At 35.9% G+C, this 22,770-nt stretch carries 25 protein-coding genes and 4 pseudogenes; 2 read left to right on the top strand and 27 right to left on the bottom strand.

Going from position 1 to position 22,770, the window contains the following annotated elements:
• Positions 1–6: 6 nt before the first annotated feature.
• Positions 7–138: pseudogene (locus OPR37_RS02450) on the bottom strand (IS256 family transposase); the annotation flags it as partial.
• Positions 139–243: 105 nt separating this feature from the next.
• On the opposite strand from OPR37_RS02450, the pseudogene OPR37_RS02445 reads away from it, so the two are divergent.
• Positions 244–1,079 (top strand): annotated as a pseudogene (locus OPR37_RS02445) (IS982 family transposase).
• Positions 1,080–1,093: 14 nt separating this feature from the next.
• Here the strand turns inward: OPR37_RS02445 and OPR37_RS02440 are convergent.
• From OPR37_RS02440 to OPR37_RS02415, 6 genes and pseudogenes are all read right to left on the bottom strand, one after another.
• Positions 1,094–2,189: pseudogene (locus tag OPR37_RS02440) on the bottom strand (IS256 family transposase); the annotation flags it as partial.
• Between the two features lie 640 nt (positions 2,190–2,829).
• Positions 2,830–4,323 (bottom strand): recombinase family protein, encoded by a 1,494-nt coding sequence (locus OPR37_RS02435; protein ID WP_265016900.1) that lies wholly within the window; start codon positions 4,321–4,323, stop codon positions 2,830–2,832.
• A 2-nt stretch (positions 4,324–4,325) separates the two neighbouring features.
• Entirely contained in the window at positions 4,326–4,757 is a 432-nt protein-coding gene (locus tag OPR37_RS02430) for a DUF2924 domain-containing protein (protein WP_172758430.1), read from the bottom strand.
• Positions 4,758–4,761: 4 nt separating this feature from the next.
• Positions 4,762–5,211, bottom strand: a complete 450-nt coding sequence (locus OPR37_RS02425; protein WP_007302882.1) for an ankyrin repeat domain-containing protein — start codon at positions 5,209–5,211, stop codon at positions 4,762–4,764.
• A 25-nt stretch (positions 5,212–5,236) separates the two neighbouring features.
• Positions 5,237–5,932 (bottom strand): ankyrin repeat domain-containing protein, encoded by a 696-nt coding sequence (locus tag OPR37_RS02420; RefSeq protein WP_265016899.1) that lies wholly within the window; start codon positions 5,930–5,932, stop codon positions 5,237–5,239.
• 168 nt (positions 5,933–6,100) lie between these two features.
• Positions 6,101–6,469 (bottom strand): annotated as a pseudogene (locus OPR37_RS02415) (phage tail protein); the annotation flags it as partial.
• 221 nt (positions 6,470–6,690) lie between these two features.
• Between OPR37_RS02415 and OPR37_RS02410 the strand changes: the two are divergent.
• A complete protein-coding gene (locus OPR37_RS02410) occupies positions 6,691–7,635 on the top strand; it encodes an IS110 family RNA-guided transposase (protein ID WP_264336326.1) in 945 nt (314 codons plus the stop codon).
• An 81-nt stretch (positions 7,636–7,716) separates the two neighbouring features.
• On the opposite strand, the gene OPR37_RS02405 is transcribed toward OPR37_RS02410, so the two are convergent.
• The 20 genes from OPR37_RS02405 to OPR37_RS02310 form a co-directional block, all read right to left on the bottom strand.
• A complete protein-coding gene (locus OPR37_RS02405; protein WP_265016898.1) occupies positions 7,717–8,670 on the bottom strand; it encodes a phage tail protein in 954 nt (317 codons plus the stop codon).
• Positions 8,670–9,455, bottom strand: coding sequence for a baseplate assembly protein (locus OPR37_RS02400; protein WP_264377065.1), 786 nt, complete (start codon positions 9,453–9,455; stop codon positions 8,670–8,672). Before OPR37_RS02400 ends, OPR37_RS02405 begins: the two co-directional genes overlap by 1 nt.
• 2 nt (positions 9,456–9,457) lie before the next feature.
• A complete protein-coding gene (locus OPR37_RS02395) occupies positions 9,458–9,793 on the bottom strand; it encodes a GPW/gp25 family protein (protein ID WP_265016897.1) in 336 nt (111 codons plus the stop codon).
• A gap of 7 nt (positions 9,794–9,800) precedes the next feature.
• Positions 9,801–10,838 (bottom strand): PDDEXK nuclease domain-containing protein, encoded by a 1,038-nt coding sequence (locus OPR37_RS02390; RefSeq protein WP_265016896.1) that lies wholly within the window; start codon positions 10,836–10,838, stop codon positions 9,801–9,803.
• 29 nt (positions 10,839–10,867) lie between these two features.
• Complete coding sequence (locus OPR37_RS02385; RefSeq protein WP_019236415.1) at positions 10,868–11,122, bottom strand: PAAR domain-containing protein; 255 nt, start codon at positions 11,120–11,122, stop codon at positions 10,868–10,870.
• Positions 11,123–11,587 (bottom strand): phage baseplate assembly protein V, encoded by a 465-nt coding sequence (locus OPR37_RS02380; RefSeq protein ID WP_264377063.1) that lies wholly within the window; start codon positions 11,585–11,587, stop codon positions 11,123–11,125.
• Positions 11,574–12,053, bottom strand: a complete 480-nt coding sequence (locus OPR37_RS02375) for a hypothetical protein (RefSeq protein WP_264377062.1) — start codon at positions 12,051–12,053, stop codon at positions 11,574–11,576. The genes OPR37_RS02380 and OPR37_RS02375 overlap by 14 nt, the downstream gene beginning before the upstream one ends.
• Positions 12,050–12,559: a phage tail protein gene (locus tag OPR37_RS02370; RefSeq protein WP_264377061.1), complete on the bottom strand. Its 510-nt coding sequence runs from the start codon at positions 12,557–12,559 to the stop codon at positions 12,050–12,052. Before OPR37_RS02370 ends, OPR37_RS02375 begins: the two co-directional genes overlap by 4 nt.
• Positions 12,552–12,863, bottom strand: a complete 312-nt coding sequence (locus OPR37_RS02365; protein ID WP_264377060.1) for a head-tail joining protein — start codon at positions 12,861–12,863, stop codon at positions 12,552–12,554. The genes OPR37_RS02370 and OPR37_RS02365 overlap by 8 nt, the downstream gene beginning before the upstream one ends.
• On the bottom strand, positions 12,863–13,867 hold the full coding sequence (locus tag OPR37_RS02360; protein WP_265016895.1) for a major capsid protein: 1,005 nt from the start codon (positions 13,865–13,867) through the stop codon (positions 12,863–12,865). Before OPR37_RS02360 ends, OPR37_RS02365 begins: the two co-directional genes overlap by 1 nt.
• A gap of 24 nt (positions 13,868–13,891) precedes the next feature.
• Positions 13,892–14,263, bottom strand: a complete 372-nt coding sequence (locus tag OPR37_RS02355) for a head decoration protein (RefSeq protein ID WP_047759178.1) — start codon at positions 14,261–14,263, stop codon at positions 13,892–13,894.
• Positions 14,264–14,309: 46 nt separating this feature from the next.
• Complete coding sequence (locus tag OPR37_RS02350) at positions 14,310–15,389, bottom strand: S49 family peptidase (RefSeq protein ID WP_264377058.1); 1,080 nt, start codon at positions 15,387–15,389, stop codon at positions 14,310–14,312.
• 14 nt (positions 15,390–15,403) lie between these two features.
• Positions 15,404–16,810: a phage portal protein gene (locus tag OPR37_RS02345; RefSeq protein WP_264377057.1), complete on the bottom strand. Its 1,407-nt coding sequence runs from the start codon at positions 16,808–16,810 to the stop codon at positions 15,404–15,406.
• Positions 16,811–16,938: 128 nt separating this feature from the next.
• The gene (locus OPR37_RS02340; protein WP_237350101.1) at positions 16,939–17,136 is read right to left on the bottom strand and encodes a type II toxin-antitoxin system RelE family toxin; all 198 of its coding nucleotides are present in this window, start codon (positions 17,134–17,136) and stop codon (positions 16,939–16,941) included.
• 93 nt (positions 17,137–17,229) lie between these two features.
• A complete protein-coding gene (locus OPR37_RS02335; RefSeq protein ID WP_265016894.1) occupies positions 17,230–17,415 on the bottom strand; it encodes a hypothetical protein in 186 nt (61 codons plus the stop codon).
• A gap of 39 nt (positions 17,416–17,454) precedes the next feature.
• Entirely contained in the window at positions 17,455–17,688 is a 234-nt protein-coding gene (locus OPR37_RS02330) for a gpW family head-tail joining protein (RefSeq protein ID WP_143688830.1), read from the bottom strand.
• Position 17,689: 1 nt separating this feature from the next.
• On the bottom strand, positions 17,690–19,519 hold the full coding sequence (locus OPR37_RS02325; RefSeq protein WP_264377056.1) for a phage terminase large subunit family protein: 1,830 nt from the start codon (positions 19,517–19,519) through the stop codon (positions 17,690–17,692).
• Positions 19,516–20,988: an ankyrin repeat domain-containing protein gene (locus OPR37_RS02320; RefSeq protein WP_264377055.1), complete on the bottom strand. Its 1,473-nt coding sequence runs from the start codon at positions 20,986–20,988 to the stop codon at positions 19,516–19,518. Before OPR37_RS02320 ends, OPR37_RS02325 begins: the two co-directional genes overlap by 4 nt.
• A 3-nt stretch (positions 20,989–20,991) precedes the next feature.
• A complete protein-coding gene (locus OPR37_RS02315) occupies positions 20,992–21,471 on the bottom strand; it encodes a hypothetical protein (protein ID WP_114517343.1) in 480 nt (159 codons plus the stop codon).
• A 29-nt stretch (positions 21,472–21,500) separates the two neighbouring features.
• Positions 21,501–22,712 carry a DNA modification methylase gene (locus tag OPR37_RS02310; RefSeq protein ID WP_265016893.1) on the bottom strand — a complete coding sequence of 404 codons (1,212 nt, stop codon included), beginning with the start codon at positions 22,710–22,712 and terminating at the stop codon, positions 21,501–21,503.
• Positions 22,713–22,770 lie beyond the last annotated feature (58 nt).

Below are 22,770 nucleotides of genomic sequence, written 5' to 3'. Positions count from 1 at the left end.
GAATTTTTAATTCAACTCAATCTTTAATCTACTAGGGAAAAAAATATCGAGTTGAGATATAGATAATGCCCAATCATGTACAGGCATCGTCCATTTCTCCTCCACCTTTCTTATAGCACAATATACCAGCTTGTACAACCCCAACTATGGATTAAATAAAGAGATAAAAGTGCAGCTAAGAAGAGGAAAACAGGGTAAGCTCGAGTATTTTAGCAATAATTAAGAGGTTACCCATGAAGAAAGATATTTTACTGTTGCGTCGAGGATTTTTGTCGCACAGTCGATGATAATTTTGCTAATATGCTCCTATCAAAAGGCAGAAAACCCACTAGAATACCAGACTTCGGAAATTCTCACCATAATTCTATTATATCATCAATCCCCTTGCAAAAATTTCAAAGCTTTTTACCTACTTTATCTGCCGCTTTATAAATCTGAATTTTCTAAGTTGCCAACATATGACCGATTTATCGCTCTTAAATCACGAGTTTTATGGTATTTAGCATTACTTTTGCAATGGTTCTGTAAACAAGCAAAAATGACCGGTATTTCCTACATAGACACTTCTACAATCGCTGTTTGCCACAAAAAAAGGATCTCCAAGAACAAAGTTTTTGATGGTTTGGCAGAAATTGGTAAGAGCACGTATGGTTGGTTTTTTGGCTTTAAATTGCACTTGGTGATTAACGAAATTGGAATCACTTACTCTAACTAAAGGTAACGTTGATGACAGAAAACCTTTGCCAATTCTTACTAAAAGACTGACCGGACTTTTGTTCGGAGATAAGGGCTATATAAAGAAAGAGCTCTTTGAGAAACTCTTCGATAGAGGCCTAAAACTCGTCACTAAAGTAAAAAAAGGCATGAAAAACGTACTCATTTCACTTAAAGAGAAGATTTTACTAAGGAAAAGATCGATTATTGAGACTGTTTTCGACTCCTTGAAAAACAAATTTGAGATTGAGCACACAAGACACAGATCGCCAACAAATTTCCTAATTCATGTTTTTTCTGTTCTGATTTCCTATTCCATGCAGTCGAAAAAGCCCTCTATTTCTATGCCTTTCTTTGCTGGCTAATCCATAGTTGGGGTGTACAAGGCATTTATGCTGGTGAATGCGCCTTTGGTCTTGGTAAATTTCCTAATTTGCCTGTGTAGCCCCTCGATGGGATTAGTGGTATAAACTAGCCTTCTAACAGGACCTGAATACTTGAAGTAACCAGATAAACTTTCCCAATTGTTCTGCCAAGATTTCACAACTAATGGATACTTTTCGCCCCATTTTTCCTCCAGCTCAAGCAAATAATTTTCTGCAATTTCTTTACTTGTAGCGCGGTATATTTTTTTCAAATCATTCATGAAAACTTTTGCTTGATACGTATTTCAGAGAGTTCCGTATTTGATGCACTACACATAGCTGTACTTCCACATTAGGAAATACGCTATTTATAGCTGCAGGAAAGCTTTTTAGGCCATCGACACAAGCTATCAAAATGTCTTCTATTCCTCTCTCTTTCAAGTCATTTAATACGCCTAACCAGAAGCTAGCTCCCTCGCTTTCTGCTAAGTAAAAACCCAGTACTTCTTTTCTGCCATTTTGGTCTATTCCTAATATGTTATACATGCACTTACTTACACAGCGACCGTCTTCTTTTACCTTAAAAAACATCCCATCCATAAATACTATTGGATACACTGATTGCAGTGGACGGCTACGCCATTCATTGATTATAGGTAGTAATTTATCTGTAATTCCAGATATCTCTGCTGCAGATATTTTATGGTCATAAATTTCTTCCACATATGATGCTATATCTCTGTATCCCACACCACTTGCAAACATGTTCAAGACCTTTGTTTCAAGTTCTGTTGTTTGCCTTTTTTTCACTATCTGTGGTTCAAAACTTCCCTCTCTGTCTCTTGGTGTCAATAGTTCAAATGAACCTGCACTTGTTTTCAAAGTTTTTCCATTCCTTCCGTTTCTACGATTGTTTTCTTCGCTTTCAGTAGATAAATGATGTTCTATTTCACCCTCCAAGCTTGCTTCAAGTAGCCTTTTTACAAATGGCGTTAATGCACCATCTTTTCCCATTAATGGTCTACCTTCTCGTATAGACGACAAGATATTTGTTTCTAATTCTTTATAATCTACCAAACCAGTAGTTCTATCTGCTATTCTTTGACTCATATCAAACCTCCATTTTTATCTCAATTATATTTTACTTCTCGGTTTGACACACTTTTTTGAACATCCCCCAAATGAGAAGAAATTACCTAATTTAAAAGTTTTACTTGATAATTATGGATTTTCTCAACTGCGCAGGATTCAAAGAAGGCTGGATAATAGACCTACTCAAGTTTAGTATTCGGCTTTGTAGCATTATACAACGCAAAACCCATACACCACATCTACTGCCACTGCGAAATAAAACATAAAACGCAACACAGCTCACCAATAATAACGCACCAACAACACCAGCCGCAATTGGTTGGTTTGATGATTTTTCGTATATAGGGATTTCCTTCACTATAAAAACATGGTTCTATTTCAGCAGATAAAGGGTTGTTCTGTGAGTTTGACTCTTGCTCAATAGTTTGCTCTGGTTTCATATGTAAATTGAAAATCTTTACTATTTATATTAATATACTCATATAATTTAATGTCAGTTTTTGTCACACTGGTTTACGTCAAGACTATTTTTAACCTCTTCAACATCTGTTGGTGCATTAGAAGTCCTTCATATTTTGCAATAGTGGTTTCCTTATAAATCCTTGAGTTTTTTTGCAACAGCTTTTCCTATTCTCTTCGATGTTTTCATCTACTCTTGTTAAACAATGCAATCAAGACCATAAAACTTCTCTAATTGCTCACTCCACAGCATCGGTATTTCTCTCAAATCAACTAATTTCAAATCTCTTGGCTGTCTCCCATTTACTATGTCTTCTTTAATCTTTGGTGCTAAATAGTTCAACCTCAAAATTTGCTGTATACGTCTTGTACCTATATTAATTTTGGCACTCAGCTCTTTCACACTTGAGTATTTTCCCTCTTCTAGTTGCCGTTTCCAGGAATGGGCTCTTACCACTGCTTTCAGTAATGCATTGTTTGTTTTACCTTCTGGTTCTACTACCGTGCATTTATTTCCTTTCTTCTTTATTGGTATAAACTTTTCCTCTGATTCAGAACTCACTTCTATTCCATCTTCCTTAACCATTACTCCCTTTATTAACTTTTTCACTACTTCTTTCTGCTTTCCAAAACTTAAATTTTTCCATTTTTCTTCGGTCTTTTCTTTCCAATTTTCATATAGCTGTTCAGCTTTCTTCATCACTTCTTTTTCCACTTCTCCAGCAACTATTGTTCGGTTCACTGATCCACAATCCTTCCCCCTTAAATGGTTATTGCACACATAATATCGGTACCTTTTATTTTCTTTTTTTGAGTATGTCAGCGTCATATTTACATCACAGCTCTTGCACTTAATTATTCCCCTAAGTAGCGCTTCTTCATATTTTGCTTTTCTATATGGTTGATTCCTTATCAATTCCTGCGCTTTTTGCCACTTTTCTTCCTCTATTATTGCTTCATGTTTTCCTTCATACTCTTTCTCATAATGCCGTATTTTTCCCATATATATTGGATTTGTTATTATTCTTCTCACCGTGGCTTTTTTAAAGATATCAGACCTTGTTCTGTAACCTTGACTATTTAGCTCCCTTGCCAACTCTGCCATTGACTTCAGCTCCACATATCTTTCAAATATATGCTTTACTGTTTTTGCTTCTTTCTCATTTATTATTAATTCCTTATCTTTTACATCATACCCTAGCGGTAAAGTTCCACCCATCCATAGTCCGTGTTCTTTTGATGTTGCTATTTTATTTTTTACTCTTTCCACTATCATCTCTCTTTCTAGTTGTGCTGCTCCTGACAATACCGTTTGTACAAACTTTCCCATTGGCGTATTATTGTCAAATATCTGCGTTACTGCTATAAAATTTACTCGGTGTCTTCTAAAAAATGATGTTACTTCGATGCTGTCTTTTGTTTCTCTTGATAGTCTGTCTAGTGTGTACACTACTACACAATCTACTTCTCCTGCCTTTACATCTTCAAATAATTCCTTTATTGCTGGCCTTTCTAAATTCTTTCCTGAGAAGCCTCCATCATCGTACCTTTTGGCCAATGCTACCCAGCCTTCTCTGCTCTTTATGTACTTTTCACATGCTACTCGCTGGGCATCAAGGCTGTTAAACTTTTGTTCTAGTCCGTCTTCATTTGATTTTCTCGTATATATCGCACATCTTACTTCTTTTAGCATTTTCAACTTCCATTTTTATCACGCATTCCAAATAATAAAGGTCCGTTGTAGCTCATTCCCATTATTTTTCCTGCCACTGCTGACAATGATGTATAAAACTCTTCTTTGTAGATTAAACCCTTGTCTGTTACCATTACCGCATGCGTTTCTTCCCCTCTCTCTAATATTAGCTCTGTTCCTGCTACTGGAAGTTTGTCACTACTTATTCTTTTTCCCTTCTCTAGCCGATCTGCCAGATACTCTAGTCTTTTTGCACCTTTTCTTGACATTTCTCCATACGCTTTTTCCTGCATTCTATAAGCTAATCTTGGTATCAGATATTTCTTTGAGTATCTAGGCGCCTCTTCCCCAAATACCTTCTTCCACGTTTTTCTCAGCTCACCCAAAGGTTTTCTCTCTAAATTCATTACCTTCTTTTCTATTTCTTTCTCCATATTTTTAGCCCTTCATAAATAGCTTTTCAATTCTGTCTATTTCTTTCTTCAATATTTCAGTGATCTCCTTACTGTTTTTCGCATAATCCATTGCTGTCATTCCAAATTTATCCGCTTGTTCTATTTCTCCTCCAGCCTTCACTAATTCTTTCACTATCTCTTTTTCGCCTATCATGCATGCAAGGTGCAGCGGTGTGCATTTATTTCCATATTCTTCCGCATTTACATTCCCTCCTGATTTTATCAATTCCCTCACGATTTCTAGACGTTTCTCCGTTACCGCTAGGTGCAGTGCTGTGTATCCTTCTACATCTTTAGCATTCACATTCGCTCCTTTTTCGACTAATAATCTCACTGTTTTTGCGTCTACTGCATAATGTAGTTCCCTTTTCGTCTCTTTCTTTTTAAATGAGCTCTCTAATAGAGATTTCTCTTTCTTACCAAGCTTTATCATAATCTACCCCTACCTTTCTTTAAACCTAAGCCTTCCTTTTCACCACCTCATCTATCATCTCATTTACTTGGCTCATTATCTTGCTTGCTAAATTTTGACATTCCTCCTTTATTAGTGATTTGTCTCTTTTCCTTATTTCTCCTATCTCTATTATTTTTAGCTCCGGCATGTAGCTTCCATTCAACATGTCTGCTATTTCTCCCACTAGCCCCTCTATTCCATAGCACGTCAGTTCTCTACTTTTTGTTATTCCTCCTTTTTCTCTCAAAAATTTACTCGCCTTTTCACTCTCTTTGCTATCACATAGACGATACTTTTCACTTTCCCAGATGTAATACATTGGCGTTGCGCCGTACTTATTCAGTTGATTAACTTCAGCTCCAGCCTTTACTAGCTCTTTTATTATTTCAACTCCTCCTATTTTGCATGCAGAGTGCAGTGGCGTACATCCACTGACATATTGAGTGGCATTTACTTCCGCTCCTTCCCTTAGCAGCACTTTTACATTTTCTAAGCTTTTCGCAAATACTGCACAGTGCAGAGGTGTATAACCATTTTTATCTCTTGCATTTACCTCTGCTCCTTTTTTTATTAATAATCTCACTGTTTTGTAATCAGAGATTTCTACTGCTTGATGCAAGATCGTCTCTCCTTCTTCATTTCTTTTATTAATATCGTTACTTGATACTTCTTTAAAAAACTTACTCTTGCTAAAACTCATTTCATACCTCACAAAATTAGCTTTTCTAGCGCCAGACAAATTTCTTATATTTACCTGCTGCTATTCAAGTCATGTCCGTTTTAGCATGAGAAAGCAAGTCTTTTTCTTTTTATTTCATACATTTTTACCTATTATTAATATAATATATGAGTATCTAAATATAAGTACTTAACTTATTAGAGATATTATTCGACTATCTTTCCAACTTCTGTGCAAATGTCGATGTTCATGCCACTTCAGTACTCCTGGATAAAATACTAAAATGTGCTTTTCTAACTCGTGTATTGAGTCTTTTTGCTCTAAATCATTTTTATAGTAAACGTTGTGTTCTGCTAAACCATATTTTGTAATCTTCTGATCTGTATAGTTTTCTATTTTGTAGTGGTGAGTAACGCTAAACCTTTCTAAAATTGGCTTGTGTTTTAAATTCCAATGCTGCCCTGAAAGTTTATCGCTTCCCAATACAAATTTATTTCCTCTTTCTTCTACGCTACTAACTGGAAAGCACGTATTTATGTCTCCTAAATCCCAACTGTTGTAAGTTAAAAATATGATATAAAGGAGATAAGAGGGAAGATAACCCTACTCACTATAGGAATAGAGTTATCACGGGCGTGTGCGACCGACCAACTGTTGGTATTATAACCGTTCGGATCAAGGTACACTAGCCCATCTCTCGATACGTTTGAATAGTTGCATGGGACATATGTATGCACCCGTTTACAATCTTAAATTAATTAAAACTAATCGAGGTTATTATGATTACATCTTATCAAAATTTTATTGGCATTGATATTGGAAAATTTAAAAATGTTGTTGCAGTTCACAAACAGAAGAACGCTGTCGAATTCGACAATGATACTGCTGGCTGGCAACAATTGTTTCAAGATTTTTCAAATATCTTACCTAATTCTTTAGTAACTCTGGAAAACACTGGAAAATATGAGCTTGGCTTAGCACATTTTCTTGTTGATAAAGATATTGCTGTACATCGAGCTAATACTCGCAAAGTAAAAAGCTTTGTTCTATCTCATGGAACTTTAGCAAAGTCTGATCAATCAGATGCAAGAGCCCTTGCTCAGTATGGGTTTGAACGCTATAGTACTCTATCTCTATTTGCACCTATGTCAAAAGAACAAACAACCTTAGTTGCACTTTGTCAACGTCGTGATGACATTACAAAAATGAGAGCTCAAGAGAAATCTAGGCTTGCAGCACCTGAAAACGACCATATAAAAGAAAGCTGTCAGAAAACTATTGAATTCTTTAATAGCCAGATAGATGAGCTCAACAATACCATACAAAAAATTATTGATGAGAATCCAGAGTTACAAAAGCGCCAAAAAATCCTTAAAACAGTTCCAGGAATAGGTGCAAAATTATCTCAAGATTTTCTGTGTCTAATGCCAGAACTTGGTTATGTAAGTAGGGGAGAAATTGCAAGTCTTGCTGGAGTTGCACCTCATCCGAAAGAAAGTGGTAAAACTATTGGTTATCGCAGAATAAGTGGTGGCAGAAGCAACGTTCGTGAAAAGCTTTTTACAGCTGCGATGTCTGCTTCAAGGTCTAAGTCTGCGCTTGGTGCCTTCTATTCAAGGCTTGTTGGTAAAGGTAAAAAGAAGATGGTGGCTATGACAGCTCTAATGCGTAAAATCATAGTAATTGCCAATGCGAGGCTTAAAGAAGCAGTCAATGTGAATTAAAAAAATCTGCATAGAAAATAGGTTAACGAATATGTGGATAAATACGTCTACACACATTTAAAGTATTTATACACATATTCGTTAACCATAAGATCTAAGCAGTAACTGTTGTTTGATACAAAATTTTTCTATGATTAAGTTAGGGTTTTTATTGTCAAAAATGCACTTTTTACTCGAATAAAAAACAAAATTACAAACAAAAGTTGTAATGAAACTAAATTCAAAAAATTTTAAAAAACATAGTTGATCTGATAATACTATCTGCGCTTTTGCAAATTTAATCGATGGTAATAAACTCTGTGGTAATGGATATAGTGCTTTTAAGTTGTACCACAAATGATCTCTTTCATAGATGCCTTTATAATCCCTTGTGTGAGGCTCGGTTTCTCCAAGGATTGCTACATCTAGGCGATATATATCATTGCTTAAAGCTCGTTCATAATGATCGCGTAGATAGTTTTCTATAATCCTAATAACTGGACCACTAGACCTGAAAAAATTTACTCTTCCAAACGATAACACTGGTCCATCTTTTTCTATTTTTACCCCTGAATAATCAGAAAGAAGATCTCCAAATAAACTCTCATCCAATATAAATCTCTGCACATTATAATAATCGTTAAAAATCCTCATTAATCTGGATCTTACAGGCAGTGATAGTTTTGCCAGCTCTACTACTGCATCTACGAAGAAGTCATTTGGTACCTCTTTTATCCCTACTTGCAACTCAAAAAAGTGTTTACCGGGTGGCTCTTCAATAATTGTAATATCTTCTATATTTGCCCACTTTAGTGCTATTTTGAGTGATGCTGGGGTTCCACGTAGTCTTTGAAATTTTACTCCTTCTACTACGGCTTTTCTTCTATCTTTTACCCAACGCAGTATCTCTTCTAAACCATATTCTTCTATTATCCACGGCAATGTTTCTTCTTTAAGACTAAACTTAAATCCTCTGATACAGTTTGGATCTACTTTATAATCTATCGCATCTACTAGCGCTCTTTCCTGCCTTGTTGCATTTGGTGGCAGTAACATTACTCAATCTTTAAATTTCTCAAATTTGCACATTCATTTCCCAGAACCACAACATCCTCTTTTGGCTCGATTAATTCTACGTTTTCTACACCATCTACAAATAAATTTGCTATTATCCATGATCTTGTAACATTCCATCTCAGCCTTCTACTTGCTTCAAACTTCTTGATGAACTGCTTCTTGATTTCCTCCTTTGATATCACAGGACTTATGCTCATTCTGCTGTGAATATCTATTTCCGTAATATTGCAACCAACTACTGTTACTGTATCTGTTAAAACCCTTATATCATCTCTAGTAACCTGCTTTTTTACAATTTCTAGTAGCTCTTCTGACAATATGCCAGTTTGTGTTGATAAGATTGAAATTTGTACTTTTCCTGGTATAGGTGATTCTACTAGTGCATCTTTTACTCTACTATCTGCTGACAGTGCATGATATTTATAATATTCCTTACTTCCTCCTGTTGACCAACCTGCTATTTTTGCTTTTACCCTCTTTCTAAATCTTTCATCCTCTTCTTCTTTTTCTCTCTCTACTACATAAAATTCAGCCAAATTATCAAGATCTTCTCCCTTTGCAAATTTCAGTAAATTACTCTTTACTGCTTCGTTCATCCTTTGTCTGAGCAAAAGTTCTCGCCATGCTGCTACCTCCAGAATCTTTATCGCTGGATCACTTTCCACCAATCCTGTAAAGCTTGCATCCCGACTCACTAACTCTTCTTTCATTCTGAAAAATATTTCCTCAAAGTTCAGTGGTTCGATAATATTTGGCTGCTGCATTTTTAAACAACTACTCCATTAATATTTATGAACTTACCTTCTGAAAGATAGACACCTTCTAAATTCAATGTTACTCTCCCTTCTTTTACTTCTGTTATCTTCACTTTCTCTAATTTAAACCTTCTCTCCCATTTTTCCAAAGCTTCTGCAGTTGCTGCATATATCTCAAGTGTTAAATCTCTATTTATTGGCTTATCTACTAATTCAAATAGTCTTGACCCATAATCTCTCCTCATTATTCTACTGTTAATAGGAGTGGTCAGTATATCAATTATCGACTGCTTTAAGTGCTCTATTCCTTCAAGAGCTTTTCCCGTTTTAGCATCCATTCCTCGCATATATTTTTCATGGCTCTGACTGAATACTTGCATGTTTTTCACGTGCTATAGAAATAGCCTTTCTTAACTTCTTTTCAAGAATTTCTTTAGAAGGAAGCTGTGTTAAATACTGTGCAACATGAATATTAGAGCCTTCGAGTTCAAGATATTCTATATCCTCTTGATCCTTATCAGCACATAAAATAATCCCTAACGGTTTTTCTTCACCTGCTTTTCGTTCATTTTTATCTAACCAATTTAAATACCATTCCATCTGTCCTTTATAGGCTGGTTCAAAGCGACCTATTTTTAGTTCTATTGCTATAAGGCGTTTTAATCCTCTGTGAAAAAATAGCAGGTCCAAATACCTGTCAGTTGTTTTAGTACTCATCCTTTTTTGACGTGTTACAAAACAAAAATCATTTCCAAACTCTTGTAAAAATTTTGTCAATTCATCCAAGATTGTATTTTCTAGATCAGTCTCACTATAACTTGATGGCAATTCCATGAAGCTAAGGAAGTATGGGTCATGAAAAATGAATTCTGGTGCTAACATATTTTCTTCACGTAAATTTTTTATACTCCTTCTTATAAACTCTTCAGGTTTTTTTGCTAGCGCTGTACGTTCATACAACATAGTATCGATTTTACTACGTAGTGCCCTAACACTCCACCTTTCAATACGACACATTTCTATATAATAATTACGCTTCAGCTCATCAGAAATTGCAATAATTTCTACAAAATGTGACCAACTCAATTGTTGTGACAGTGTCGCGACAATTTCTTGATCAGAAAAGAATTTAGAAAATTGCACCATACGAAATAATGACGCTCTATCAAAACCACGTCCATATTTAATCTGAAGTTCTTTTGCAAGTTGGGAGATGATTTGCTTCCCATAATCTGCACGTTTGTGCTTTAGAATATCTTGATCAATTCTAGAGCCAATTTCCCAGTTTAACAATACTAGAGTAGAATTGAATTGAACAGAAAGATGATTTTTTGCTCTATCTATTAAATTACTAATGTCTCCTAATAGGCTAGTAGTTATATCCATATTCATAACTTTATTTTTGATAAGTATAGCATATTTTATCCTGAAAAAATGTTACTGCTACCACTGATCACCTTGGAACCACAAGAAACCATATCACCAACTCTTCCCACTCCAAACCCATTTGCAAACACTGTTTTTGATCCTTCAGTTAATACTCTACCTTCTGTAAAATTATCTCCTTTTCGGCAAACTGGCTTACCATTTACAAAAACATTGTTACTGCCACTAACGCAAAAATGTAGTGTTGCTTCTGCACAATGATCTCCTACTCGCACAACCGATTTATTCATTTAATTAAGGTTTATTTTATCTGCCTTCAATTTTATTCCACTTTTTGTCATTTCTATTCTCGATCCCCCAGCTTTCAGTGTTATTTTGCCTACTACTTCAATCTCTAAATGATGCTTACCTTTATCATATGTAAACTTCGTCCCATCTTGAAATTTTATACTATTTATTTCTTTTTTATTCTCTGGTGCAGGGTATTTTTCCTGATATATTCCTGCTAACACCACTCCTAATGATAGTTCACCAAGAGGAGAAAATACCATAACCTGTTCATCGATATCTGGCGGAGACCAATCTCTATCTTTTCCTGCTTTACTTGTTATCCACGGTAAATAATCTGTTAAAAATTCTCCTATTTTCACTCTTACTTTTGCTTTTTCATAATCTATTTCTTTTACAATTCCTATACGAATAACGTTTGCTAGCTTCCTATTCAGCTCTGAAATCGCAAAACTATGATCCAACATTTATATTTTCTACGTTTATTGTATGTGGTTTAATTTTCCCCTCTTCCCATACTGATTTACCTAAATGAAGCTGATGACTCCAATCAACCATCCACACCAAATATGCATCTAATTCGGGTCTAAATCCATCAGGCTCTGCAGAAAGAAATTCAGCCGGAGATACATTCTTTTCCCAGGTATTCTTGTTCACTACTCTTGCAACCTCAGCAGCTAATGTTCTGACAATAATAGGGGCATTTTCTATAGTACTATCAACTACTATTCTTGCCTCAAATCTTACCCTCAGAGCTAGTTCACCTGTTCCTGGATCACTTCCTTTTTCAAGACTACTAAGTTCTACTAATACCGCTGGTGCTAACAGTTCTTTTCTTATCGTCGGGTATACTTCGCATGTTTGTATAGTTAGGATTTCTTTCTTCAGTGTAGTACAAATTGCTTGATGTAAATCTATCCAGAACTTTGTCATACCTTTAAAATATAATTTAGCTCATGCTTAAAGTATTTCTCAAACTCTCTCTCACTCTCATAATTAACAAGGTCTTTTATTATTCTTGAGCCTTCAGGTTCCAGTGGTAGCTTTACTTCTTGTATTGGCAATGCTGCTCTTCCTTCACGTTTAAACATACCGCTATTTCCTTTTGGCATAACTGCTGCAAATCCTCCTATAAACTCATGCTTTCCTACTTTCGATCCTCTTCTTGTTTTTTGTATCTTGCCAATTGTCGATGCTCTAATGTCGTAGAGATTTGCTCTAATTAACACTTCTAATCTGCTAGTTTTTGCCTTAAAAATTCTTAATCTCTTTCTTATCAAACTTTTCTTTTCCTCACTAATTTCTTTTGCTGTCTTCAATTTTAGCCATAGTGCTGTTCTATTTAGTGCTTTTATAGCTGCCAGTTTTACTTTCTGCTCTTTTCTGTCAATATTGGAGATTATTTCATTAATATTGTTACTAACTTTAATATTAAACACTTTCTATTGCCTCAATTTTCCATACTTCACCCGAAGAATCTTTTAACGGTGGTTCAAAAATCTTATAGAATCTTTTTTCAATCTTGATATAATCACCTATGCTAAAGGAAGTAACGTCCTTACTGCGTATCTCTATTGAGGCAATTTGCTGAGTTAATGCTCCATCTGCACCTAGAGAGTACGTAGTCTCAGGACGTTTTATTAGCACTTTTATTTTACGAATACTCTCCTTATTTTTATTACAATATATGGCTTCCACTCCTAAATGCTCAAAACAATCTTCCAATAATTTTCCTATATTCATCAACTAGAACTAATTTTTACCAAAACTGCCGGACGATGGCACATTGGCAGAGGGTTTGACTGCGTATGCAAATCAGTCCCTCTATCAAATCTTCTTGGCTCTTGTTTTGCATATAGTGGCTGTCCTAGTGTATTTACTGTTTCATTAAAATCTGCTGGTGCAAAATATGTTGTAAATGTGCTTGCTGTTCCTACTGGAAAACAGTGCCCTGTATCTTTCTCAATAAATCTTCTCACCGTTCCTTCAGGGTCAGTTGCTTGCCCTCTATATTCTTCAAATGTGATGCCACAAAACGTAAATCCTGATCTCATATCGTTCCTTAGTGCTGCTCCTTCTTGCCATCTCTCGTATGCTTCTTTTACTTTAGTATGAGAAGTAAGTGCATCAAAAAACTCAGGGCTTACCAAGGCATGAATTCCGGTCATATATTCACCACTTAGATTATCTTCTATGTGCCGCAATACTTCCAGACACTTACGTTTTACATCTGTTGTTGCTGTTCCCAGTGCAAAATTTACTACTTTTGGCGTGATTTCAAATTCGTTGTACAGATTTAATAATTCTGACCCGTCAGCATCTAAAATTATTCCTTTCAGCGCTCCCATTCGCAAATGCTCTAATGTTATTGCATGTTTGTTCCTCATCAATTGCAAATGATCGGTTATTACATCTGCCAGCGCTTTAAGTTCACTCTCTGATCCAAATGCCCTTATTCCCTGTACTTCCTCTGGTAACACTACATCATCATGTGGAATATGTGGAATCGTAAATGTTCTTACCTTTCTTTTTCCTCTTTTTCCTACTGTTGCTGGTGCTCCTGGTATTTGTGTTGGTAATAAACTTAATACTCCGTTGTGTTCTTCTATGGTAATATGTCTAAATCTTACTGATCTACTTGGAAACAAATTTAAATTTTCAACACGTCCATAATTTACCGGCAATATATTCATCGCATTTGTTAGTGCCGTCATGCTAAATGCTGTATTTGTAAATGGATTTTGCATTCTTTTTCTCCTTATTAATTTTAGTTAAACTCCCTTGCGGATAATGATCCCTCGTGCTTCAAGTTGCTTTATTGCTTCAGCTTTCTGTTCTTCAGTGATATTTGCTGGCCACACAACTGCATGATCTGCTAGTATTGCACCACGAGTAATAATTACTGCTTTGGCATTTTCTGTCGCATTTACATCACTTACTATTGCACCTATTGCTGTTTGTGTGCCGTCTGTTCCAGTGGGATTAAGTACTCTAATAAAACCATCTTCCGTCTTTTTGGCAACTACTGCACCAAGCTTAAGATTTTGACCTTTAGCTACTGTTATTTGGTCTCTTGAATATAGATTTGAAACTTCGTATTTCAGAAGATCCCCAAGGTTATTTTGTTCTGTTATAGTACTCATTTTGCTTTTCCCCTTTATTTTTTACTTTTGTTATACTACGAATATTCTAAATGCCAGATTGTGCACGACTTCTTGCTACCTGCATCATTAAATCTTCTGACGAATTCTGTGGTAATGTGCTTAAAATTTCAGTCTTCATTGTTCGTTCTGCAAGTATCGACATTAATATTTCTTGTGCTTGTTTGCTGCTAACATTCTGCTCTATAAATTCTCCTATTTTCTCTGGCATTCGTGATAAGTTGCATAAACGTATTAATTCAAGAACTTCAGCATGATAACTGTCATTCTTGATTTTATTAGTTAAATTATCAGTTTCTAGGTCAGTTCTAGTTTGTTCATTCATAGTAATACTCCTGTTTTTATTAATAGATGAAAGAATTGTAATTCCATCTGCAAAACCAATATCCACAGCGTTCTTGCCAAAATATAGCCCTGCTTCAGTAGATTTGATTGCTTCTATAGAAAGATTTCGATTGCGTTCTATTAGCTGCACAAACATCTCATATAAACGATCTATCTCCTCTCTCAAACTTTTTAAACCTTCAGAGTTAATAGGCTCATGTGGATTTAAATCGTTTTTTCTACTACCAGCAAAGATTGTGGTGTACTTAATACCTTGCTTTTCATCAAACCCACTTTGATCTATATGACTTGCTATTACTCCTATACTTCCAACTCCTGAAGTTCTGCTCACAAATACCTTCTCAGCGCTTGAAGCTATAGCATATGCAGCAGAGTATGCATCATCATTTGCTAATGCCACAATTCTCTTTTTTAATCTTGATTCGTAAATAAAATCAGCTAAATCAAATACACCGTTTACCTCTCCTCCTGGACTATCTATATCAAGCAGAATAGTTTCTATATCTTTGTTTGATAATGCTTCTTCTATTTCTTCTTGAATTTTCTCATATGATGTCATTCCCAGAAAATCGTCAAAAGCTCCTGGTTTTTTGGTCAAAATTCCATGTATTGCTATTACTGCTGTTTTTTCTATATTCTGATTTACTGCATGTTTTATATTTTTAAAGATAGGTTGTTTTCCGTTATATAGTGACAACAGGTCAAAGCTTTTTTGCTCTATCATCATCGGCCTACATAGCCAGTTGGTTTGTAAAATTTCCATAAAGTAAACGAGATTTATTTTGTTTGTGTCCTGACATCAGAATCAAAGAAAAGGTTGAGAGAATCAGCACGCTTTTGATCTTCTGCTATTTCTTGGTCAATTTCTTCTACATCATAACCCATTTCTGATACTACTTCCGATCGACTCTTAAATCCATTCCTTACTGCCATTTGCTGTGCTTGCTGGTCTTTCAGTGGATCTACCCAATCAAATCCCTGTGGTATCCATTTTACTTCTTCTTTCGCTGCTTTTACTACTTTTTCATCTATACGGAGTTCTCCACAAAGTACTGCTAACTCTAGCCATCTACTCCATACTGGTCTGCAAAACTGGAATACCATAATGTTATGTTGCAGCATAGCGCATCGACGACGAAACTCTATTAATCCAGCTCGAATGGATGAATAATTAACGCCTGTTAAATCTCCTGTTAGTTGCTCATATGTTATCCCTGTGCCTATTGCTATTGCCCTTAGCTGCTGTCTCATGAATGCTTCATAACTTCCTCCAACATCAGACGGCTCTGAAAATTTTATATCTTCTCCTGGGTCTAAAAGCTGCATTGTTCCAGGTTCCAGTCCAGATAGTGCTACTCCTTGCTCATTACTTTCACCTTCTCCTAAAATATTTGCCTCAGGATCAAGTCTTGTGATAAACCCTGCAAACATCGCTGCTGTTTTCTTTCTTACCAGCTCTGCATCATCGTATTGATCAAGTTCATAGAGCTTTAGCAGTATACTTGAAAGCCATGGCTCTCCTCTAATTTGCCCAGGTCTTAATGGTCTATAGATATGTAAAACATCGTTTGCTGGTACTCTCACTGATTCTCCAAATGAGCCTTCTCCTGGATGTTCTCTAAATAAGTAATATGCTTCTCTTTGCCCAAGTCTATTGAACTCAATCCCGTTTCTTATTACATTACCATTTGCTAAAGTTTTATTTGTTTTATTGTCTAAATGTTCAGACTCAAGTACTTGCAATTGCAACGGCACACAAAGACCATCTTCTCGTTTTCTTGTTCTTAATCTTACAAAACATTCTCCTCCCTCTATCATACTTCTGCATACTAGAGCTTGTAATCCATAAAAATCACTTATTCCACAGCTATCTGCTTCATCTGTCCATCTTAGCCATAATTCTTGCACCTTCTTTCGAAATTCTCCATCTTTTGATTGTGGTTTTATTCCTGTTCCAATAGAGTTACTTACTATCGTATCAATTATATTTGCAGCGTAAGGATTTTTTCTCACCATATCACGTGATCTACTACGTAAAGTTTCAAGGCTTTGAGACAGCAAATTGTTTATACTTCCTAACTCTGGTTGAAAGTGAAAAAATCTTCTTCCTGAGCCTGCTGCATCCCACGCTGAGCTTTTGATTTTTGGCTTACTAAATAGTTGTTTGAACGATTTTAATAGCATTTTGCCTCTTTGATTATGCAGCAGTTTGTTGCGCAATTTGACATTAAAAAATTACAGCAAGCTGCTGGAGAGTCTGGCTGTTAACACTTTATAAATTATGCATGAGGCTCTTGCACAAATACCAACGCTTATTCTGGGCTGCGTTCATAAATGTCCTTCCGATGTCCCATTGCAGTAATAGTTACTGTGTGTTTTGAGTAATTTATCCTATAAATTACACGATAATCACTTACTCGTATCCTAAAATACCCTTTGAATTCATGCGATAATGCTTTACCTATTGCTTTAGGGTTGGTTGCAAGACGACTATCTACAGCTCTTCTCACTCTAGATCTTATCGTTGGTGGTAATGCAAGAAAGTCTTCCTCAAGAACTTTTTTTGAATAGATAATATCGTATCTCAGCTTGTATCTCCACCTTTAGACTGTTTTTGCAGATAATATTCTATTCCAATCTACATCCTCACTTCTAATTTCTTCATCACCTCTAGCATCACGCTCAAGAGAAAGCTTAGCCAACTTTATATCTACTTCATCTATTTCATCATCTTCTTCAGATAATTTACTTGCTTCAATAACATTAAGCCTTTCTTGACTTTGATCCATATTTTAACTAGAAAATACCAATTTTAAACTATAACATTTTTACACAATTTTGTCAATTCCCTTACTTGTCGCAATCACAATTCTTCTCTTCGGTCTCACACCTGCAACTTTCAGTTCAGCCTTAATACGTTGCCGTAGATTCAGCAGGTCATTTATCTGAACTTCAGCATATCTCACCACATGGTCACCATATGCAATTGATACTACTCGCTCTCCGCTTTGCAGTTTTTTTATCGCTTCTTCGACTTGACTTAAATATTCCTGATTGTACATTTTACTTCTCATTCAACCATTTACTTTGTCTCACTTTTTTAGGCTTTTTACTTTCCATTTTTCCACTCAAACTATTCCACTTACTCTCTGGCCATCTGTCTATTCCCAGTGCTATCGATGCTGCTCTTGCATAAATCCTACAGTCTAATACTTCATTTCTTTCTCTTACCTTTTGCCACTCCTGTTTGGTGTATCCTTTTACTACCTTGCTGACTAATTGCTCTGCCGTTAGCTGCTTAAAATATTCAGGTGCATACTCCGGAAAATGACAATATCCAGGTAGAGCTTTTCCCTCTTCTTCTTTCAAAATATTAAGTAATTGAAAAAGCTCTGACTTTAATATCGATACTCCCACTGGCCAGAGCTTTATTCCTCTCTTTAGCTTTTGACCACCAACTGTTATATCTACTCTACTTGGGCTGCTAAGTGGTACTAGTGCTTTATTTACACCTTTGACTGCCATTACTCTTCCAGATCCTTGATGACCTCTTACCCAGTTGTATACTTCTTGCGTTGCATATCCAGCATCTACCGCCATCATGCTTATCATATATTCAAGCCCATTTTTACCGATAAAATGATGACTCAGAAGCTCCGAAAGTTTTCCCCATACTTCTCCTCCTCCTGTATCTCCTTCAAATACTCGGTAGTCTATTGACCAACTTTCACGGCTTTTTCCCCATGCTACAACTTCTACTTCTAAACGATCTTTTTGGACATCAACTCCTGCTGTGAGAACTACTTCGCCTTTTGGTACTGTGCCAATTTGAAAAAATTCTCTTCTGTTAAATAATTGCTTCCAGTCTGGTACTTCTCCTTTATCTACCCAAGTTTCTCCAAGCGTAGTATTTATCCAAACCTTCAGTAATTGTTCACTTTCTTTGGCATGGAGAAAATCTTCTACTGCTTGTTGCCAACTATACCAGCCAACTGGACTATAAAGACTTGAAAGATGAAATCCTTTTTTCTCACCTTTTACTCTATTAGTAGGTCTCCATTCTCCACGATCTAGCATCTCTGTCTTTTGATGATTTTCTATCTTTTCACCACATTCTATACATATATAGTGTGCTGTTCTTGAGTCGTTATTTTCCCATTTCATTTGTGACCATTTTAGAACTTGATAGTAATTACAATGCGGACATGGTACAAAAAAATATCTCTTATCTGTTGCTTCAAATTCTTTCTCAATTCTGCTTATTCCATGAATCGTTGGCGTTGATACTAAAAAAATCTTTCGCCGTGCAAATGTATTAGTACGGGCTATGCTGAGTAAAACTGGATCTCCTTCACCTCCCGAATCTCCTGGATAGGCATCTATCTCATCAAGAAAGAGATATTTTACTGGCATGGACCTGAGACCTACACTGCTATTTGCTCCGGTTATTACTACTATTCCACCTGGAAATTCCTTACTTTGTACAGTATTCCCTGAATCTCTTGATCTTGGGTCTTTTACTTTACTTTTTAAACATGGTGTACTTTCAATCAGTGGCGCAAATCTTCCTTTTGACCAACGCTTTCCCATTTCAACTGTTGGCTGTACTACTAACATTGGACCTGGTGTTTGATCTATGATATAGCCTATCCAATTGTTACCAGCTTCTGTTCCACCAATCTGCGCTCCTTTCATGAATACTATTTTCTCCGCTGGAGAAGATGGAGATAGTGAATCCATGATTTCTTTTAAATAAGGAGTTCTTTCCGTTCTCCATTTACCTGGCTCTGATGCTGCAGTTGGCGCTAAAACTCGATACTCATTCGCCCACTCTGATACTTTAAGGTGCGGATCTGGCCTTAAACCTTCAGAAAAAGATGTAGCGTATATCATATTGCTAGCTCTTCACCATCATTAGATGATACTTCAACATCACTTAAAATAGAACTGCACTCACTTGTTTTCTCACTTTCGAGTTCAATAAACATTTTCTTTTCAAGTGCTTCTTCTATATACTTCTGAATTAAATTACTCATTATTATTGCAGCTATGAGCGCAACTATTCCCACCATTACCGCAGCTATAATGTTAGCCACTATCGCTATTGCGCATATTGTTATAGTGACACAGATGATATTGGTATATTTCTTTATTTTTTTGTCTGCTATTTTCCTTTCTTCAAAATATTTATTGCTCAATAAATGAAATGTTGGAAAGTTCTTCTGTCTTCCAAATAACACTATTTCTTTCTCTTTACTCAGTAGTTCTATTAATTTTGCATTGTTCGTTATTATTGCATACTGAAAAACATCCGTGGCATCTGCTCCTCTCTTTAGCAACAACTTTACTACGTTAAAGTGACCATGCTTTGCAGCAACATAAATTCCCGTTTTTCCACTCTCATCTACAGCATCTATTTCAACTCCTTCACCAAGAATACCGTCTATTAGGTCTTCATATCCTTTTCTGGCAGCTAAATGAAGCAAACTGTTTTTATCAGCTCCGTATCTATTACTTGCTAAAATCTTTACTATATCTAATCTATTTGCTTCTTTTGCATAACAAAATGGTGTCTTGCCATTATCATCCTTAATTAAAGGATCTATATCCTCTCGGGTTAGTAATACTTCTACTGTTTTAAGTCTTTCAGCGTAATGTAGTGGTGTTTTATTTTCATAGTCTTGTAAATTAACTCCAGCATTAGGAACATTTATTAAGCATCTTACAATATCTAAACATAAGTCTCTTTCGTCGTAATTACTGCTACTTATAGCTACGTGCAAAGGAGATAATTTCATTGCATTTCTGCCGCTACCAGCTATATTGACATTCGCACCAAGATTTGAAAGTAATTTTACTACTTCTAGCTTCTTGTTGTTTACTGCATAATGCATTGCTGCATGATTTCTCACGTCAAGAACATCTTTATCCGCATTTCCTTCTCTAATTAAAATTTCTACTATTTCTTCATGTCCAGCTCCTGCCGCTAAGTGTAATGGTGTATGTAGTAAAGCATTCTGCTCATTAACATTAACTCCTTTGTTGAGTAAAAACCTTACAGCATTTGCTTCATTCAACATCGCAGCTAAATGAAGTAAGCTATCTTTCTCCAATCCATATTTGTGATTGATTAGTGCTTGTAATATCTCTTCTCTTGCACAAGAGAGCGCACTTTTACCATCATCATCAGTGATCAGTGGATTAATATTTTTCCTGTTCAGTAAGAGTGCAACCATACCAAACTCGTTAATTTCTACTGCATAATGCAGCGGTGTCTTTCCATTTAATCCTCTAACATTTACATCCACTCCTTGCTGATTAATGAGACACTTTATTAATTCTAAACTTAAGTTAGCAGACATTATTTAAAACTTAATATTAGATAATTCTTGTAATGAGTTTGTAATCTCTTCAGTTAGCGCCATATGAATCTTTTCAGTGTCACTCAGTGATGCAAGTAGTGCTGAAACTCTATTTGGAATATTAAGCAAATTATTACGGACAACTCTTGCTACGTTAAATGCATCGCGCTTTACTTCCTCTACTGCTACAAGTTCTCCTATCTCAGCCTTAGCTTTCGCCTCAAGTAGTTTACCTCGTTCCATTTCATTTTTTATTCGAGTTTTTAGCAACATCGTGGAAAGGTTACTTGTATTTTCGTTTTCTGGATTTTTCCTCCTCAGTGGCTGACTTGGATCTCTTATTGCCGCTACTGCTTCATTTGCTTGTTCTCTATTGATCAAACCATCCTCCAACTCAACTATTCCTTTTTTTACTAAATAACAGACATATTGCTTTGAAACTCCTAGTTCTTTTGCCCATTCCGTTTGTGTGATTTTTTCCACTCTTTTCCTCCTCTCTTTATTGCTCCTTTTTACGAATTTTCTTCTTGAATTTCTGCAAAAGTTTTACCAGTACTGGCTAAAAGGGCATCTCTTCCGGTATATATTTGCCAACGTTTTATGGTTACATCTACAAATTTTGAATCTAACTCTATTGTCCTACAAATTCTTCCTGTTCTCTCACATGCAATCAGTGTACTTCCAGAGCCGCTAAATGGATCAAGAACTATGTCTCCTGATCTGCTGCTGTTTACTATCGCTCTCTCCATTAGCTCTACTGGCTTCATCGTTGGGTGCAGTGAGTTATGTGTTGGCTTATCATAAAACCACAGGTCACTTTGATTTCTACCTCCATGCCACTCACGTTTATTGCCGCTTTTCCATCCATAGAGCATTGCTTCGTATTGTCTTTGATAATCTGATCTGCCTAGCGTAAAATGATTCTTTGCCCAAATGATAAATGTTGACCATTTTCCTCCTGCCTCCTCAAATACTTTTTGCAACGTTGAAAACTCTGATGATGATATGCAGATGTAAATTGCACCTTTCGTATATGCTAAAATGTGGGAACAGATATCGTAGAGAAAAAGTTCGTACTTTTCACCTTGATTATCGTTTAATATTTTTTTATCTTGGCTACCACCATAATCAACGTTATATGGAGGATCACAAACAGTAATGTCTGCCATTTTATCATCTAACAGCGCTTTATATGATTCAACTACAGAGCTATCACCACAATAGATTCGATGATCACCTAAAATCCAAAGATCACCTGGTTTTGTTATTTCTACCCTTTTTTCATCACCAACCAAGTCAGAAAAATCTTCTTTTTCACTATCTAAATCATCAAGGAAATGTTGAACTTTTTCTAATTCAAATCCTGTCATTTTAAGGTCAAACTGCAAATCTTCTAATTCTTGAATTTCCACCTTCAAAAGATCATCGTCCCACTTTGCCCAATTAGCTGATTGATTTGCCAGTAATCGAAAAGCTTTGGTTTGTGGTTCATTTAGATTATCACTTAAGACCACTGGTATACTTTCCATACCAAGTTTTCTTGCTGCTTTAAGTCTTAAATGACCATCAACCACAGTTCCATCGCTTTTTGCAACTATTGGTATACGAAAGCCAAATTCCCTGATTGAAGCACACATTCTATTTACTACGTCATCATTTTTACGAGGATTACGCTCATATTCAACTAGGTTTCGAGTAGGATAGTAGTGGATTGCTAAATTCATATAATTGCTATACTAATTAAAAAGTTAATATTCAAAATATCTCTGACGCTAAAGAAGG

It is taken from the genome of Wolbachia endosymbiont (group B) of Lycaena phlaeas (assembly GCF_947251875.1).
Taxonomy (GTDB): domain Bacteria; phylum Pseudomonadota; class Alphaproteobacteria; order Rickettsiales; family Anaplasmataceae; genus Wolbachia.
The sequence above is the reverse complement of the archived record's forward strand: the minus strand, read 5'-3'. Positions and strand labels throughout refer to the sequence as shown.